Source organism: Flavivirga sp. 57AJ16 (genome assembly GCF_028736925.1).
Lineage (GTDB): Bacteria > Bacteroidota > Bacteroidia > Flavobacteriales > Flavobacteriaceae > Flavivirga.
In genome coordinates this window covers 1-19,725 of sequence record NZ_JAQZAT010000020.1, presented here as the reverse complement: position 1 = coordinate 19,725, position 19,725 = coordinate 1, and the positions used below count along the sequence as shown (strand labels likewise).

The window sequence follows — 19,725 nt, the reverse complement described above, 5'->3', positions numbered from 1 at the left end:
TTATCAGTAAGTTAAAAATATTTCGACAAGCTCAATATGACATCGAACTTACTTTTTAGACACCCTCTTTTATTAATCTTGATGAGTTTGTAAATAATAAAATTATTTTACAACAATTTTTCTTGTTGCAATACCTCCATCTTGAGATTCAATTTTTAATACATATAACCCTTTTGAAAAGTTAGATACGTTGATAGTTTGATTATTTGATTGACTATAAATTATTTTTCCTGTAACATCAAAAAGATCTGCTCTTTTAATATTAATATCTGTATTGGTTTTATTAATATTTAGTATGCTATTTGTAGGATTTGGATATACAGAAACACTTGCATTCAATACACTGTTTTCTAGAGATAGCGCCGCTAAATCCGTCGATATCGCAACACTATTGATTTTTGCATTATCTATTGAAAAATTACGCGAAAGGTTTCCATCCTGATTTTTTACGTATCTCAATTCTAACACATCACCAGCATCTGTTGAAACAGCCGTATAATTTACTGTGACTTCTGCTACTGTACCACCACCAGCAAGACCTGTGTTAGGAGGTGTTGTTAATTGAGTACCATCTGTTACATTGTACAGATACACAGTAACTATACAATAAGAGGCACCGGAGTTATAAATATTTGTAACAACATTATAGACATCTCCCGCTTCCATTGTTTCATCAAAAGTAAAAGCAACTCCTTGTCCAATATTATCAGCCATAGTACCACCTTCATCTTGCCCATCTACATAAATAGCGCCATCGGCAACACCATCCCCATTATCAGCATCATCTGTAGTATTTGTTAAAATTGTTGTCTTAATCGGTGACCATACGCCTTCTGGAGACATTGAAGTTGTAGGTACTGTAGGTCCCACAGCAACTCCTCCAAGCTCCAAAATATCTACAGCATAATTACGATAAGCGCCAGCTTGAATTTTCACATACCTTACCTCTAAAACATCTCCCTCATCAGAAGCTACAGCTGTATAATTTAATGTAACAGCTTTAATATCATCTCCCCCTGCGTGTTCAAATGGCTGTACACCAGCATTTGCTGTCGCTAATTCAGTACCATCCGTTTTGTTATACAAAGATACCGTTAAGTCACAATAAGAAGTATTAACATTATATACCGTTGTACTTACCTCATATGCCATGCCATTCTCCATGGTTCCATCAAAAGTAAAATACGCAGTTTCATTTACTGAGCTTCCGTCAGACCCATCCATAAACTTAGCCCCATCATTAGCTCCATCACCATTATCTTCATCATTTGTAACATCGGTTATAGTTACAGTTGCATCAGAACTATACGCACCGGTTGCAATAACTTGTGCTTTCATTATTGAAATCCCTGCCAGTGTAAGCAGCATTAATAAAGTAATTTTTTTCATGATTTTCAATTTAAGATTAAAAGGATATATTTTATTATTTGTTTGTTGTAAAAATACACGTCAATCAAATAAATAAAGAGGTGGTAGCTGTTCTTAGAACAAGGTCTAACTGTTCAGAAACATGCTTTACACTAGGCTATGCAAGAGACATTAATCCTTATCTTAATTATAATCAAATTAGTTTATAACAATTTTTTTGTTGACTACTATCCCATTAATCATTTCTATATTTAAAATATAAAATCCTTTTGCAAAATGATTTACATAAATTGGTTTTGCACTTTTTTGGGTATAAATAGTTTTTCCTGAAATATCGATAATATCTATATTTTTGATTTGAATATCTGAACTTGAAACAGCTATATTCAATAAATTATTAGTCGGGTTTGGATAAATTGCAATTGGTGCTTTTTCAAAATCCCTATTACTTAACAAGCCAACTTCTTTTAGTAATACCTCTTTAGTTAATCCATTAACTAATGTAAATTCAATGACAGTTTGAGTACTGTTGGTAGATACTATTTCTACACCTGAATACGTACTGCTTAAAGCCCATTCTCCTAGAAGCGTAAGCTGTCTTTTTACTTCTATTGACGAAGTATAAGACCTACTCTCAAAACCTAAATCCGGATAATCTATAGAAACACGCAACTCCTTTTCAACTTCATCATAAGCAGTCATTACTAAACAAGAGGCATCAACACCAGTTACTTTGTCATATGCCAACCCAGATACGCCATTAAAAAAAGCATAACCCCATAGCTTTTTTGAAATTTGCTCCACAATATGGGCATTATTATCTTGTTGATATACCGTATAAGGTTTATTTGTATTTTGTATGGCCGTATCCAATAACTGCATTTCTGAAATATTACTATCAGGCATTAAAATATACTCATAACTAGCGTCTGATGGACTGCTACCATGATTTAAATATCCAATACAATATGTATCAACTGGATTACCACTAAAATCGACTGGCCATATTTGATTTTGATTAGGGTTTTGCTGCACTTCCTTTTTAACCACAAGTTCATCATTACCTGAAATAAAATAAAACCCTGTACCGTAATTACTGAGTAACCAATTTGCTGAACCACTGTTATACGACATTATGCCCATTCCCGATTGGCTTGTTCCATTTACATTTACATCACTCCCCGTATTATCCAATCTTTGAAACAAAGTCGTAATGGTTTCATTGGATGTATCATTATTACTAATTCCTGAACCAAGACAAACTATAATATCATCAAAATAAAAATTAGATTTTTTAAAAGTAAATGAGTTGTTATGATTTTCGGAATGATGCGTCTCTCCAAACCCTTGATTTTCTTTCTCTTGAAAATCCATAGCAAACATGCCATACAGACCATGATTATTGGTTAGTAACTCGCTATTATTGTTCTTAAAATTCAGGGAACCTACAAAGCGTTTTTGTTGTAACTCATCAATACGTCCACGTTCTGCATGCAAATCCTCCCATGACTTCTTAATTACGGTTGTACCAGGGTTGAAATTCCAATCCCAAGTATTTACATCATAACCATTTCCTATTTCCATATTACCTGGATAGATAATTTCCTGAGCACCATAACCTTGATATCTACCGTATCTATTCTGTTGTACATATATTTCACTACCCCACATATTACTAGAGAAACCTTTATTAAATACCAACCAATTATCCTTTCTAAAAACACTAGCCGAGGCATGATTAAACTGAAAAAAACCTTCAGAAAAAGGTGTGACCGTATTGTAATTAAAGTCCATATCCACACCATAAACCCTGTTGTACAATCCAGCTAAAACAGGATCGGCTGTGGATAAACCAAGGATACCACCTCCTGCGATCGCTAATGTTTTAAGTGCAGATTGCGTTAATGGCCTCATTCTATTTTGAGGATTTCTACCTGCGGTACATAATGCCTGTACTCCTGCGTCATTTGCCTGCATATACTGTGTATAAAACGCATTACGAAACACCATGTAATTAACTTGATCTACTTGAAAACCTGTTCCACTTAAATAAGATAATAAACTAGCAGCCGTATTATAAGAATACATGTAATTATTATATGCCGTCCAATGATGAAAACCTGTTCCATCAGGCTTTATACCATCGGTTGTGCCAGCGGTATAAGAAAAAAATCGATTTAAATAACGTTTGAATCCACGCATATATCTGTAACGTTCATCGGCTGTGTTGTGCCATAAACTATAAGCTAACATAACATCGGAAATATTATAAATAACATCGGTATTGATTGCTCCAAAGTTTTCTTGATAAGCAACATCATAACTTGGTTCCCAAAAATGTTCAAATTGAACTGAATGTTTATATAATGTATAGGCAAATAAATCTTGAACACCAGGTTCTAAAAAGTCTTTTAACAAGGATGCTGGTCTTGCAAATTTTTGATAATCATACAACTGGCTATCCAAAGCTAAAGTTCCATTACAAAAATATTGAGATGTAAGCCAAACAATATTATTTGCTTTTTCCTTAATGTCAGTATCAGTAGGGTTAAACTTTAAATATTCAGCATATTTTTTAAGAAAATCTACTTGATTAAAGTTTGTAATTGGAGTTGTAGATGAGATGACTCCAGAATTAACCGTAATCCCTAAAGCATTATATGAAGCATTTGCAGCGGTTAGAGCACCACTAAAACTGGTTCCTAAATAAGCATCGGAAAACTTATCAACTGCCCCTGCTATTTCTGCTTCAATTCCTCCATTTGATGGTTCTAGATCCAAATCCGGAATAACGGTAAAAGGGCAAGATGCTATTACTAAAGGTGTTGTAAATGTTAAATTATCAATAGCAAAGTCTCTTGCTATATGTCCGTTATCGGTTCTAATATATCGTATTTGTAATTCATCACCTTCATCACTGCTTGCTGCAGTATAATATAGAAGTGTATTTACTGGTGTCGCATCATTTCCATAATGTTCAACTATAGATGAATTTCCAATTACAGCATTATCCGTTTTATTATATAATTCAATTTTAAAACTTACAAAAGAACTATTTCGATTATAAGTGTAGGTACTAATGTTTATAGATTCACTTAACTCCATACGCCCTCCCAATGTATATGCAACTCCTTGGCCCACAACCGCCGATTGGCCGTCTACAAGTAAAGCTCCATCTCCAAGACCATCTCCATTATGGTCATCGTCATTAACATTACTTAAAACGACGTCTCCAATAGGCTCCCACACACCAGAAGAAATGTTTACCTGAGAAAATACAGTATTAACCACCAATAAAAAAAGGAGAACTAAGACGTATAAATTTTTCATTAATTATTTATTTTTTATTTATCAAAAGAAACTTCAACTATAGCCTAGTTACTCATTATCAACATACTACAGATATCTAAACGTGACAACACCAAGTGATTTTTAAATTAACAACATACACATTGTAAAAAATACTGTCTGTATTTTATTGAGATAAACTAATGATTACACAAGCGAAAAGAACCTCAATATTTAAATATTAAATTTAGGTCATTGAGGTTCTAAAAATACTCTAGAGAGAGACCAAAACTTATTTAACCTTAATCGGTTACAGTTATGGTGAATTCTTTAACATCGCTCTTTTTACCGTAAATGGTTTCATTACTACCAACAAAAGTTACTGTATAAGTACCAGCTTCTGTATAGGTATGCCTAAAAGTCTCTAGTTGTGCTGAATATGTTTTTAAAGAAATTCCTATATCTGGAGTGACACCAGTAAGGTTTATTGGCTCTGTAATTAACCAATCTTCATTGGTGTAATCAGCTTGTTCCCCTTTAATTCTATAAAAATCATTATCCCAAAGCACCCAATGATCGAAAACCGTATTATCGTTAAATCCTGCTACATTTACCATGTTAAAGCCAGGAGTTGTCATATCTGCTTTTGGCAAAGAATAAGATTCGCCACTTACAGCTAATTCAATATTAAAATTATCTAAACGATATTCACCTTGTCTATTACCTTCGGAGACTTTACCGATAGCATAAATTTTAAAAGCTATAAAAACAGGTTTTCCATCTGCCGCTAAATCGGTAATATCTGCAATTCCAGAATTAGTGTAATCATAAGTTCTGTCTGTAGCTAATGTAAATCGATCTGAAATATCTGTCCAAGTGGCATTTGCAATAGCTTCGGGAGTTCCTGTACCATCATAATCTGAAGATACTTGAACGGAAAGCGATTGGGTCGATCTACTAATTCCATTTTGCCAATTCTGGGAACTATCAAAAGACATATTAATTATGCCCTCAGCATTTGTTCTTGTTCTATTTTTATATTCATGACCAAATTCACCTGAATAAAAACTTAAGAAATTAGGAGCATTTTCAACCATAAACTCTATTGGTTCTCCAACTTTTGCTGTGGTACTAAAAGCCACTTCGTATTGGGGAGTTTCAACTTCTTGCAAATCTTCGCAACTTTCGACCAAAAGAATCAAAAGCAATAAACCTGATATTACATATATTGTTTTTTTCATTTTATATATTTTTAAAGTGATAGGTTATTACCAACCTGTCGTTTGTTTTAAGTTTGTATTTACACCCAACTCTTGTTCTGGAATAGGTAGTATATAGTGTTTACTAGGGTCAAAATCATTATACCCATCAAAATAGTCAAAAGACCCATTAAAAAAATTGTATTTTATGTCTCTTACTATTGGCTCATCACCACTTTCGGGAATACCATCATTTCCTAAATTGGGTTCTCCATAAGAGGTCCAATCTTGATTTTCAAAAGCTGGATTTGCTCCTAAAGTTTCCATGATAGATTTTGTTTCGTTAACTTTTTCTTCAAGAATTCCCCAACGTACTAAATCGAATTTACGTTGTCCTTCAAAACATAGCTCTAATAATCGCTCTTCTTGAATCAATTCATCTGTAATTGCTGTTAAAGGTGTTGCATTGGCTCTATTTCTAACGCGATTTACAGCATTTAAAGCTAAATTAGAACCAGGTGTTATTTTGTTAACAGCCTCTGCATACATTAACAATACATCGGAAAAACGTAAAATAGGCCAATGGTGCGAGCCATAACTTGTATTGGTATTATTGGGCTCTAAAAATCTACGGTATTTTGATGCAGGAATAGTAAATTGATTATTAATTGTACTTAGTCCACAATTATCAAGTCTTTTGTTATAATATGGATTTGTATTCCAAAAACCTCTTTCGTCCATAGGGTCCGACCTGTATTTTAAGATTAATGAAATAGTAGCATAGGTAAGTGCAAAGCCTTTTCCGCCGCAAATTTCATCGTCTATTTTCATGCCAAATTCCGATCCTAATTTTGATGATTGGTAAATATCTAAATTGTCAAAAGAAAAACCAATTTGAAAAATCATTTCCTTTTTTTCATAATTTCCCATAGCTAATTGGTCGAACACATCGCCATAACTAGGGTTTAATTCATAAAAAGGATCGTCCATAATGGTTTTACTCCACGCTATAGATTTTTCGTAAGCACCAGCTTCATTAAACGGATTACTTGCCATATATAAATATGCTTTTGCTAATAAACCACGTGCTATCCCCTTACCTGCTCTACCTAATTCTGCTTCCGAATCTGTAGGTAAGTACTGTTCTGCAAATTCTAAATCGGCAATAATTTGTTTAAAAACATCTATACCTGGCGTTCTAGGCAATAACTGTTTGTTGGTTTCTTCTAAAGGCATTGGGATTCCTTCAACACCTCCAAATGCTTTTTGAATATCAAAATAAAAGAATGCTCTTAAAAAACGACCTTCTGCGATATATTTTAGCTTTATATCTTCACTTAAAGTTGAATTATCTAAACCAATTAACAAGCTATTTGTTGCCGCAACGCCTTCATAATACGTGCTCCAAATTGAAAGTAACGTAGGCTCTGATGTTGTAAAATTATTTTTACGGATATCTCTTAACCCTTTTCTATTATAATGCCCCTCATCCGTCCAATCTGTTGGATATTGTGCATTGATTATAGCTGTTCTATAAACAGATACAATTCTACTGTATGCTCCAACTAATCCGGCCAAAGCACCAGATTCCGTGTTGTACAAGTTATCGGCAGTAATATTATCATTTTGTGATATTTCTAATTGATTGTCGCAACTCTGAAATATCAAAGCTGAAAAAACGGCTACTAATATTATTTTTATTTTCATGATTTTATTTTTAAAATGAAACTTTTAAACCAAGGCTTAATATTTTTTGTTTTGGATAGGCAGAGTAATCTATACCCGGAGTTATTAAAGAACTTGCAACAGAAACATCTGGATCAAAACCACTGTAATTAGTCCATGTAAAAAGATTTTGTGCTGCCAGATATAACTCAAAATTTGTTAAACTAAGTTTATCTAAAACATCCTCAGAAAAATTATAAGAGAAATTAACCGTTTTTAATCTTAGGTAGGATCCATCTTCAACAACTCTAGAAGAAACATCTTCAAAACCCTGACCTCCTGCTCTATGTAAACCTGTATCCTGATTTTCCAGCGTCCACCTATCAAGTGTTGATGCTAATTGATTTTGACCAGCATAAGACATACTTTCAAAAACCAATCTGTTTGCATTTAAAATATCGTTACCATAAGACCATTGAAAAAATGCACTCAACTGAAAGTTTTTATATTTAAATGTATTACCAAAACCTCCATAATGCTTTGGCATAGCATTACCAATTACTGTTTTATCGGCTGCTGTTATTTGTCCGTCCCCATTTAAATCCTTGTACTTTTCATCTCCCGCTTGGTGGCTTTTATAATAAGGTTCTGTTGCTAATAAAGTGTGTGTAGATGCTGTGGCATTGTAATTTTCAAAATCTTCTATTTGATAAACACCATCAGAAATATAACCGTATATATTTCCCAAAGATTTTCCTTCCTCAACTATAAATTGATTGGTACTTAAACGAAAATAATAATTTGGTGTTCCAAAAATCGGTTTTCCTTCTGGTAAGGATACAATTGAATTTTGATTAAATGAAATATTAAAATCCGTATGCCATTCAAAGTTTTTAGTAACCACATTTAAGGTGCTTAAACTAAACTCTAATCCTTTATTTCTAACATGCCCAGAGTTTATCCAAATAGTAGAAAACCCTTGAGAAGGTGCTGCATCGGCATTTATAAGTAAATCTTTAGTGTCTTTTTGGTAAACTTCAGTAGTTAATGATAATCTATCATCAAAAAAGCCCATATCTACACCTACGTTGTATTGCTCTGTGGTTTCCCAAAACAAATTAGGATTAGCTCCCGCACTAGTTGGGCGTTGCCCTTGTATAATATCACCTTCTATAAAATAAGAGGCATCACTATCTGTTAAAACATCAAATCTAGCAGAACTTGGAATTCTATCGTTTCCTGTTTTTCCATAACCTGCTTTAAATTTTAATTGAGAAAATACGCCTAAGTTTTCAATAAAACTTTCTTTATTGGCATTCCAAGATAATGCTGCTGAAGGAAAGTATCCAACTCTATTTTCTTTAGGAAAAATTGAAGATGCATCCCTTCTAATAGAAGCTGTAAAGAAATACTTTTGCTTAAAATTATAATTAACCCTACTTAATAAAGAAAAAATTCTTGTTTCAGTATCTCCAAAAATATCTCCCGAGCCATCTATGGTTCCTCCATCTATAGAGTTTACGCCTAAACCTTCTAAATATTGAGGGATATCTATATAACGTGCATAAGATCTAGAGTATTTTCTAATATTTAAAGTTGTTCCAAAAACAGCATCTATAGAATGATCACCAAATCTCTTTTTATAACTTAAGGTATTCACAGTAGAAAAATTATTCCATCTTATATTATCTGTAGAACCATTAATACCATCAACTTTATTTATAAGTCTACCATAAACTGTATTACTATTATTAAATACCCCTGTATGTCTAAATTGACTATTAAAACTTCCTCTAGTTTCAAAAATTAAACTCGGAGTTAGGTCATAATTCAATCTTAAGTTTGCAATAAATTGATCTGTTTTACTTTTTCTGTATTCACTTTCCAAGGATACAATTGGGTGCCAACTCACAATGTTTATTAAGTCGTAATCTTCACTTACTTGGTCCAGTGGATTAAATCCATCTTCATATTGAACAAATATATTAGCCACATTATTGTATGTGATTAAATTCCTCATAAAAGAGTAAGAAGATGTTCCTTTAGTATTAATACCTTCTTGAGTATAATTGGTATACATAACATCAGCAGTTATGTCTAACTTTTCACTAATTTTTTGATTCAACGTTATTCTACCATTTATTCTATTGTATTCTGAATTCAATAAAGAACCTTGATTTTCCACGGCATTTAAGGAGGCATTAACTCTTGTTTGCTCTCCCCCACTGGATATGTTAAGTTTGTGGGTTTTAGAATAAGCTGTTCTAAATGCAACATCTTGCCAGTTTCTACCTTCTACATTTCGATAATCTTCTATATCTCCAACTTGTACACTCTGTCCGGTTCCTTCATCGTAAGTTGAAAAATATCTTGTAGTTGTACTTGCTGGATTAATCTCAAAGGAAAGCTTTAAAAACTCATAAGGATCTAAAACATCTAATTTTTTTGTTACCTCTTTTACATCCAATCTTGCTTCATAAGAAACTTTTGTTTTTCCTGTTTTTGCTCTTTTAGATGTAATAATTACAACACCATTTGCACCTCGAACCCCGTAAATTGCGGTTGCCGATGCGTCTTTAAGAACACTCATAGATTCAATATCTGCAGGGTCTATAATACCAGGATTGAAATCTTCAATAATAAAACCATCTAAAACATATAAAGGAGAGTTATCACCATTCACTGTATTCCCACCTCTAATAATTATGTTTAAACCATTACCAGGTTCTCCATCTCCAGAACTTACTTGAACTCCTGCTACCCGACCTGCTAAAGCTTCATCGAAGTTTGCTACAGGTGCTTCTGTTAATCTATCCATTTTTACTGTAGCTACAGAACCTGTTAAATCTTTTTTCTTAACAGCTCCATATCCAATAATAACAATATCATCTAATTTCTGAAGGTCTGGTTTTAAATTAATATCTAATTTTGATTGATCTGTAATTACAATGGTTACTGTTTTATAACCAATATAACTAAAGCTTAAAGAAGCGCCTTGTTCTATACTCATAGCATAAGCACCATCAAAATCTGTAGTAACTCCATTTAGAGTCCCTGTTTCTGTAACATTTACCCCAGGAAGAGGCAAACCGACTTCATCTGTAACTACCCCAGTAACGGTATTTACTTGAGCATAGCCAGCAAAGCTAAATAGTGCTCCAAAAAAAAACATTATGACTATGATAATAGGTCTCATTGGTTTTGTTAATTTCTTTTTAAAATGATTTTTCATTCTCTTGTCAGTTAGGTTATACACTTTCATAATGACGAAATTAATTTGAAACAGTCCTAAATAAGGGGGCTAGAACGTTTTTTTAACAGTGGTTAGCTGTTCATTCCCTAAAACAAACCCAACAAACTAAAATCACAGAATAGCGTAAACACCTGTATAAAAAACATTTACGACAAGAGCTTCTTTGTTTTATGTTGAGTTTAAATTTTAAGTTTTATAAAGAACTAAGATATAATATTTACTAAATGGAAGTACTATCTCTATATTGAGAAGGGAGGGTGTTAAATGCTTTTTTGAATGATTTTCTAAAATGCTTTAAGTCATTAAAACCTAAATCGAATGCAATTTCTGAAATGCTCATATCCGTTTGTTTTATTAATTGTGCAGCTCTTTTTAATTTTATATTTTTTATGAATTCTGAAATAGACTGACCAGTTAATGCTTTTAATTTTCTGTATAAAACAGAACGACTCGCCCCCATGTCTTCTATAAAATTTGCTATTCCAAACTCTGGGTTAGATAAATTTTGTTCTAGAATATCTATGGCTTTTTGTAAGAACATTTCATCGGCAGAAGTTACCGTAAGCTCTTTAGGCTGAAGAATGATTTCTTTTTTAAATTTATCAATTAAGCTTTTTCTGGATTTTAATAAATTTACAACTCTTATCTCTAATATGTTAGCATCAAACGGTTTGGTTATATAAGCATCTGCGCCTATTTGGTAACCTGTTTTTTTGGCTTCTTGAGATGTTTTTGCCGTTAATAATATTACAGGAATATGACTGGTTTTTATATTCGTTTTTAACTCATTACACATTTCAACACCATCCATTACTGGCATCATAATATCACTAATAATTAAGTTTATATCCTGCGATTTAGCTATTTCAATAGCATCTTTACCATTTTCTGCATCAAAAACATTATATTTTCCTTTAAAAATTGATGTAATAAATGTTCTCACCTCCACATTATCCTCTACAATTAAAATAGATGGTAAAGTATTATCAATACTTATATCTTGATTATTATTTTGCTTTTTTAAAGCAATAATTTCCTTTTCTACATAAGCAGCTTTTTCAATATTATAGAAAGTATCCTGTTCGGATTTTATTGTATCATCAACAATTTCTTCCTTACTTAAATGTTCTTTTCCTAAAGGTAATTGCACAATAAAAGTAGTCCCTTTATTTTCATGACTTTTAACTTTAATAAAACCTTGGTGTAATTCAACAAGATTTTTGGTTAAAGCTAGACCTATACCCGTACCAGAACGCTCTCCTAGCTGGTAGAATCTATCAAAAATAAATTTCCTATTTGCTTTTGAAATTCCTTTCCCGTTATCTGACACCTTAATTTTTACATAATTGAATGAACCCTCTTTTTTAAGCTTATCTTCTGTGGAAATATCTATTGAGATCTCACCTTCTTCTCCTATAAACTTAAAGGCGTTAGAGAGTAGATTAAATATGATTTTTTTGAGTTTGGTCTGGTCAAACCATACATCAATAACATCATTGGAGGCTTTTAATGTAAAATCTATATTCTTGCTTCTAGCTAATCCTTCAAAAGCTAACTTTATGTCATTTACAAATGGTACAATATTTTTTTTAGATGCGCATAATTGTAATTTACCAGATTCACTTTTTCTAAAATCCAGCAATTGGTTTATTAATTCCATTAATGTACTGGCATTTCTGTACATAATTTCATGCTGTTCTTTAATAAAGTTATCTTTATTATCAACCTTCAACAGACGTTCTAAAGGGCCCAGAATTAAGGTAAGAGGTGTTCTAAAATCGTGAGAAATATTTGTAAATAGCTCCAGTTTCAATTTATTCACCTCTTCAATTCTTTCTTTCTCAAGACGTTCTTGTTTTAACTCATTTCGTTCTCTTATTCTTATTAAACTATATTTTCTAAAAATTAAGATTACACCTATAAATAGTAAAGTATATAATAGATACGCCCACCAAGTTTGCCATGGAGCTGGTAAGATAGTAATTGGTATAGAGGCCCCTTTTTCATTCCATAAACCATCATTGTTAGATGCCTTTACCTTAAAAACATAATCACCATCATCTAAATTAGTATAAGTTGCAGATTTTTTATTACCAATGTAATTCCATTCTTTGTCAAACCCTTCTAGCTTATATGCATATTGATTTTTATTTGGTTGAGAGTAGCTTGTCGCTACAAAATCGAAATTAAAAACATTCTGAGTATGTTTGAGGATTATTTTTTTTGTGGAATCTGTTATTTTTATATAGGGTTTATTATTAACGTTAAATGACGTTATAGTTACAGGTGGTACAAAAGTATTTTCAATAATCTCACTTGGGTTAAATAGATTAAATCCATTTGCTCCACCAAATAACAGCTCACCTTTTTTATTTTTTAAATAAGCACCATAGTTAAACTCATTACCTTGTAGACCATCTGACTCATCAAAATTTTTAATCTTAAGTGATTCTAAATTAATTCTACTTAACCCATTATTTGTACTTAACCAAATATGGTTATTATTATCTGGAACAATACCATAAATAACATCATTTGGCAATCCATTATTTGAATTAAATTTAGTTGTTTCAGAAGACTCTCCTTTATAATAAAACAAACCATTCCCTTCCGTACCTATCCATAGATGATTATTTTTATCTTCATAAATAGAAAGTACAACACCTGAATTATGTTCGGTCTTATTTGTTCCTAAATAATTAATGGAATCTAATTGATTTGTATTTATGTTAATCTTAGCTAATCCATTACCACCCCCTAACAGAAGATGATTTTTATCTGAAGTTTGAGTTATAACATGTACTATATCCCCTAATACATTTTTATTATCCACTATTGGTGTTATGGTTTTCGTTTTATTATTCAAAACATTTAACCCGCCTCCGCTAGTACCTATCCATATATTATGTTGACAATCTTCAAATAAAGATATAACTCGATTATTACTTAGACTATTTAATCTATTAGGATTATTTAAGTATTTTATAAATTTAAACGGTCGCTTATTCGGATTTAAAAAATTGAGTCCTCCATCATGTGTTCCAATCCAAAAATTACCAGCATGATCTTGAATAATTGCTTTAACATTATTGGCGCTTAGAGAATTTGAATCGTTAGAATTACTGGTATAGTATTTAAAAATGCCCTTATTACTATCATAAAAATTTATACCCCCACCTTCGGTACCGATCCATAAATTATTATTTTCATCTTCTACAATAGAACTTACTACCTTATAATTAAGTTTTGTATTATTAGTTCCCGAAGGAAAGTGTTTAAACACATCAAAACTCCTATCATAGTAGCTTACTCCCCCAGCATAAGTACCAATCCAAATATCGCCCTTAATATCTTCATAAATTTTATAAATAGAATTTTGACTTAAACTATTTGAATTATTCTCATCGTGCATAAACCGAGATATTCTAGACCTATCAGGGTTTAATATATAAAGGCCATTATATGTGCCTACCCACAAATTCCCTAAATAATCTTCCCAGATAGTACGAACTTCTCCTGTAATTGGACTTTCTTCGTTTGATTTTAAAACAAAATACTCAAACTTATTATTTCGTTTATTTAACATAGCTAATCCGCTATTAAAACCAAGCCAAATATTTTTTTTCTGGTCCTGGTACAATACAGAAACGCTACTCTTAATAAGTTCTTTTAAATAATTTTCTTTATATGAAGACAGCTTAACATTATACGTTTTCATATTATAAACTCCAACCTGATCAGTGGTTTTAATCCATAATTGATTTTTATCAACGATCAATAAAGATCGTATTGGTGATTTTAATAATGTACTTGCATGATTTAATTCAACAAATGAATCTGTTTCAATATGAAACTTTTTTAACCCTGCTTCAGTACCTATCCACAAATAACCTCCACTATCTTCTATTATATCCCAAATAACATTGCTCTCGTTGCTATTTTTATATCCCTTTATAAAGTATTTTTTAAATGAATCTGATTCAGGTTGATATTTATTTAGGCCATCTACAGTCCCTACCCATAAATTACCTTTTGTATCTTCATATAATATTTTTATAAAATTATTACTTAGGCTGGTACTATCTTGAGGGTTTTGTCTAAAAACTTTAAACTCATTTCCATCATACTTATTTAGTCCATCTCGAGTTCCAAACCATAAAAAACCTTTTTTGTCTTGTATTATACTTAATACAGAACTTTGAGACAAACCCTCTTTAACAGAAAGGTTTTTGAATTTTAAAGCTTCATAATTGTTCTCTTGTTCTTGAGCAAATACAAAACTGGCAACAAAATAAAAAAGGAATAAAACTATATATTTTTTAAAATTCATACATGAATTAGTGAAAGACTATAAATATTGAAACTAATATAATAATTTCTGAATGTCCGTAATCATACATAATGATATTTTTGTCATTCAGAACGAAGTGAACCTGCCTGCCGGCAGGCAGGGAATCTGTTGATAATCAATGGGGTCCCTCGAGATCCCTCGTTGCCTCGGGATGGCAAAATCAATATATTTTTAGGTTTATGACAAATTACGGACAATCAATTAATAATTTAATGTTTTTATTTTGCCAAATTCTATAAGCATTCCAGTATTTGATTAATGGTAATGTTTTCCAGTTTTAAGTTTCTGTAAATGATTAAGACAGCAATTAAAAATTGCTGTCTTAATATGATTTTTTTATTGAAAATATAAAGGAAATAGAAATCGAAGATTCATGAACACCAATTATAAAAATAAAAAATAGTGAGCTAAACGGATTTAACCAGTTATTTTGAAGTTTATTTGGTATCATTTCTAAAAAACGACCTAAAAAATCTAAAAAAATATTTTTTTTATTTTACTATAGTAACAACCAATGGGTTGTTAATTTGTTTAGCAAACTTATTTAGATAGTCTTCCCAAATTGATTTATTTTTAAATTGTCCGCTTTTTTTCCATCCAAAACCCGCATAATAAACCACTTGGTTGTTTTTTACATTTAAATGCGCATAAGCATTACTTAAATCTTTAGTTTCAATATCGTAATTTTCAAAACCAACAAAAGTCTCTTTAGGTGCTATGATAGCAGTACCCAATTCAGAATTAGCGTGTGGTTGCCAATAACTTAGCCATCCGTTTTCAGTATCTCCAGAAATAACACCATCTTTTTCATGTAAAGTCAAACCTGCGGAGATTTGATTTACACCATTTATTGATGTTGTGAATTTTGAAAAATTTTGACCTAAATCCAAACTAATAACTTTAGACTCTTCAACAATGTTTACACCCGCATTCCAATTTTCATATTTCAAATAAAAACTAGTTCGTAAGGGCCCTGTAGTTATGGTACGCCATTGGGTATAATTTTTAGAAAAGTAATAAGTACTATCACTTTTTACAGCAATACCACCTACACCTCGACTTACTCCTACATGAAAATTATCTAGGCCTTCACCAGTATCTTCATGATAAGTTCCATCGGTCTCCGTTTCTTTCTTATACCAATTATTAATAATTGGGTATTCAACCCTTTTTAACCAAGCATCAACTCCGCTCGATAAAGTACCACCAGGAATGCTATCTTCAATCATTTTTTGAGCTGTTGGTCCATAAACTCGAAAGGCTACTTTATTGTTTTCCCATGTATAATCATCTGTACGCTCTGGCACAAAACGGGAATAGCATAATTCTTGGGCTTTGGGTCGTTCTGTTTCTGTAATATTAACTATTTGAAAAGTAATTTCTGAATGGCCTTTTATCATGGGTTGGAACAATATAACATCCATAACACCATCCCCTTCATTATCAACCAACTGCGTTATTTGAAGTTGACCTGTTTCAGTATTTAGAATCCCAATATTTGAAAGGTCTACAACGTTTAAATCTATTTTAGATAATTCAATAGTTTCAAAAGTACGTTTAAAGTCAAGAGTATTTTTAACTAGAATCGTTATTGGTTTTTCTTTCTTAATACAAGATGAAATAATTATGAAACCAATTAAGCACCCTACTAGTTTTATGTTATTCATAACAGTATAGATTTATTAATTCTCGTTTGACGGTTTTCCAATTGTAGCTAATATACCCCCATCAACATATACAATATGTCCGTTAACAAAATCACTAGCTTTTGAGCTTAAAAAGATGGCAGCACCTTGTAAGTCTTCAGGGTTACCCCAACGTCCGGCTGGTGTGCGACCCATAATAAATTCGTTAAATGGATGCCCATCTACTCTTATAGGTTCCGTTTGACTTGTAGCAAAATAACCAGGACCAATCCCATTTGTTTGGATGTTAAATTTAGCCCATTCTGTTGCCATACTACGTGTTAGCATTTTTAAACCACCTTTTGCTGCGGCATAAGCACTAACAGAATCCCTACCTAATTCACTCATCATAGAACAAATATTTATAATTTTCCCACCACCACGCTTTATCATACCTTTAGCAACATATTTAGATACTATGAATGGTCCAACTAAATCTACTTTTACAACTAATTCAAAATCTTTAGTTTCCATTTCAACAATTGGAATTCTTTTAATAATACCAGCATTGTTTACTAAAATATCTATAGGGCCAACTTCAGTTTCAATCTTTGCTATAGCATCTTCAACAGCTCTATCATCTGTAACATCAAATACATAACCATATGCATTTAAACCACAAGATCTATATTCTTTTACAGCTTCATTTAAAGCATCATTTGAGTTGTTATTAACAATGATGGTAGCTCCTGCATTACCTAAGCCTTTGGCCATTGCCATACCTAACCCATGAACACCTCCGGTTACCAAGGCTATTTTTCCTGTTAAATCAAATAAATTTATTGACATTTTATATCTTTTATTAATTATTTTAATTCGTTTATTTTACAATGATCCATGTCACCATAGTCTAAATTTTCACCTGCCATACCCCAGATAAAAGAATAACCACTTGTACCAGACCCCGAGTGAATAGACCATGGTGGTGAAATAACAGCTTGATTGTTCCCCATCCATATATGTCTGGTTTCCTGTGGTTGCCCCATAAAGTGACAAACCGCCTGATCTTCTGGTACTTCAAAATAAAAATACACTTCCATTCGTCTGTCATGTACGTGAGCTGGCATAGTATTCCATGAGCTTCCTGCTTTTAATGTGGTCATTCCCATTTGAAGCTGGCATACATCCACAACACTATTTACAATATACTTTCTTAAAGTACGTGCATTTGCAGTTTCTGGTGTCCCCAATTCAATTGTTTCTACATCATTTACACCTATTTTTTTGTTGGGATAAGCTTTATGTGCTGGTGTTGAATTTAAATAGAATTTTGCTGGTTCATTTTTAGAGTCACTAGAAAACACAACACTTTTATGACCTTTACCAATATACAATGCTTCTTTGTGGTTCAACTCATAATCGGTACCATCTACAGATATCGTTCCTTTTCCTCCAACGTTAATAACACCTAATTCCCTACGTTCCAAGAAATAGCTTGCTTTCAACGTATCTACACTTTCTAAAATTAATGGTTTTTGAACCGGAACAGCACTTCCTGCTATATATCTATCATAATGTGTGTAAACCAAATTAACAACATCGGGTTCCATTAAATTTTCTATTAAAAAATGATCTCTTAGCTTTTGTGTGTCATACGATTTTACATCGTTTGGAGAAGATGCATAACGTACTTCATAGTTGGTATTCATATTTTAAAAATAATTTATATAACAATTTGTTTAACAAAATTAGTTAAAACAAAATTACAATTACATGCAAACAACTATAAGGGTATAACTAACCAACAAAGGGTGGTTTATAATTTTATTTAGATAATTAAGCCCCAAAAACCCAAAGTGTTTCAATGCCTATAATAAATAAATTTTATAGTAAATATTATTGGCTTCCATTCGAAGAAAAAATCAACAATAGCAGATTAACCCAGCATTGAGTTCTTTGAAATTTTTATCATTTATATGATACTGCAATGAAGTCTAAACGCCCACATAGGTCCGAATCCAGTTCCCATCTTTTACTTCCATTGAATTGGTGAAATGGTTTACTTTTGTTGAACCCGTTTTAATCAAAAAGTGACGTTGTTTTTTTCAAGAACAGGTAACCTAATAGGTCGCTTTTGCTCTGATTAACTTTAATTAAATGCAATATTATGAAATACAAAGGAATTAATTCCTCGTAAAATAGCTTAAACCCTATTAAAAGAAGCTCGTCAAAGAGATGTGATAAATCGACCTTTTCCGACCACCCTATTTGTTTCAACCAAAATATTGAAGGCCATAAACAATCATCCGCAAAAATTTTCGTTATCCAATCTATAAAATGAACCTGAAACACGTACAGGGCAGTTCAGGAAAACCGATCGGCGATCGGGCCAACTATGGTACTAGGTTTTGGTGCTTTTTAATAAATTATCATTCCTTTTTAGTTTTTTTTGAATTATTTTAGCCCTTTTGCAGAAAGTGCCCCGTTATTTATGTTAAATATAATCCAGATAATCGCCCTGATCCAGGGCCTGTTCCTTTTGAGTGTCCTGCTCGTCAAGCGGGAAAGTTACAAGCGGGTAAATTTCCTGCTACTTTTAGGTTCAATCATTGCATTGCTTTTGAATGTTATCGGAGATGATGATTTCAATCTGTTTTTTCCTAATGTTAATTGGTATTTTTTCCAATCCCCATTGATCATCACACTCTTCTTTTTACTAATAAAGTATCACAATTCCAATCAAGATAAATTTCAACTCAGGGACCTTCTCTATTTTATTCCCTATTTGTTTTTTATTACGCTCCAGATCGTAGAGGACGTCAACGGCTTTGGCGAAAACATATGGTTGATTATAGGGGAAGTCCTGGCAGGCGTCACGCTATTGGTCTATTTAGGGTATACCATCTATGACATCATCAAGAACAAAAAGGAAAGATGGATGCTGTTTTTTATAGTGCCTTATGCCTTACTGAACTT

9 protein-coding genes and 1 pseudogene are annotated in these 19,725 nt (G+C 32.2%); 1 reads left to right on the top strand and 9 read right to left on the bottom strand.

From position 1 onward, the window contains the following. Positions 1-102: 102 nt before the first annotated feature. The 9 genes from PQO00_RS17715 to kduI all read right to left on the bottom strand — a co-directional run bounded on the left by PQO00_RS17715 (position 103) and on the right by kduI (position 18,458). Positions 103-1,389: a T9SS type A sorting domain-containing protein gene (locus PQO00_RS17715; protein WP_274186193.1), complete on the bottom strand. Its 1,287-nt coding sequence runs from the start codon at positions 1,387-1,389 to the stop codon at positions 103-105. Between the two features lie 177 nt (positions 1,390-1,566). Continuing rightward, the gene (locus tag PQO00_RS17710; RefSeq protein WP_274186192.1) at positions 1,567-4,698 is read right to left on the bottom strand and encodes a polysaccharide lyase family 8 super-sandwich domain-containing protein; all 3,132 of its coding nucleotides are present in this window, start codon (positions 4,696-4,698) and stop codon (positions 1,567-1,569) included. Between the two features lie 260 nt (positions 4,699-4,958). Continuing rightward, positions 4,959-5,897 (bottom strand): DUF5017 domain-containing protein, encoded by a 939-nt coding sequence (locus tag PQO00_RS17705; protein WP_274186191.1) that lies wholly within the window; start codon positions 5,895-5,897, stop codon positions 4,959-4,961. 27 nt (positions 5,898-5,924) lie between these two features. Next, positions 5,925-7,562 carry a RagB/SusD family nutrient uptake outer membrane protein gene (locus PQO00_RS17700; RefSeq protein ID WP_274186190.1) on the bottom strand — a complete coding sequence of 546 codons (1,638 nt, stop codon included), beginning with the start codon at positions 7,560-7,562 and terminating at the stop codon, positions 5,925-5,927. 10 nt (positions 7,563-7,572) lie between these two features. Then, on the bottom strand, positions 7,573-10,752 hold the full coding sequence (locus PQO00_RS17695) for a TonB-dependent receptor (RefSeq protein ID WP_274186189.1): 3,180 nt from the start codon (positions 10,750-10,752) through the stop codon (positions 7,573-7,575). A 241-nt stretch (positions 10,753-10,993) separates the two neighbouring features. Further along, entirely contained in the window at positions 10,994-15,103 is a 4,110-nt protein-coding gene (locus PQO00_RS17690; protein ID WP_274186188.1) for a two-component regulator propeller domain-containing protein, read from the bottom strand. A gap of 512 nt (positions 15,104-15,615) precedes the next feature. After that, the gene (locus PQO00_RS17685; protein ID WP_274186187.1) at positions 15,616-16,791 is read right to left on the bottom strand and encodes a DUF4861 family protein; all 1,176 of its coding nucleotides are present in this window, start codon (positions 16,789-16,791) and stop codon (positions 15,616-15,618) included. Positions 16,792-16,806: 15 nt separating this feature from the next. Next, positions 16,807-17,598 (bottom strand): gluconate 5-dehydrogenase, encoded by a 792-nt coding sequence (locus tag PQO00_RS17680; protein ID WP_274186186.1) that lies wholly within the window; start codon positions 17,596-17,598, stop codon positions 16,807-16,809. Positions 17,599-17,615: 17 nt separating this feature from the next. After that, positions 17,616-18,458 (bottom strand): 5-dehydro-4-deoxy-D-glucuronate isomerase, encoded by an 843-nt coding sequence (gene kduI, locus PQO00_RS17675; protein WP_274186185.1) that lies wholly within the window; start codon positions 18,456-18,458, stop codon positions 17,616-17,618. 911 nt (positions 18,459-19,369) lie between these two features. On the opposite strand from kduI, the pseudogene PQO00_RS17670 reads away from it, so the two are divergent. Then, positions 19,370-19,725 (top strand): annotated as a pseudogene (locus tag PQO00_RS17670) (hypothetical protein); the annotation flags it as partial.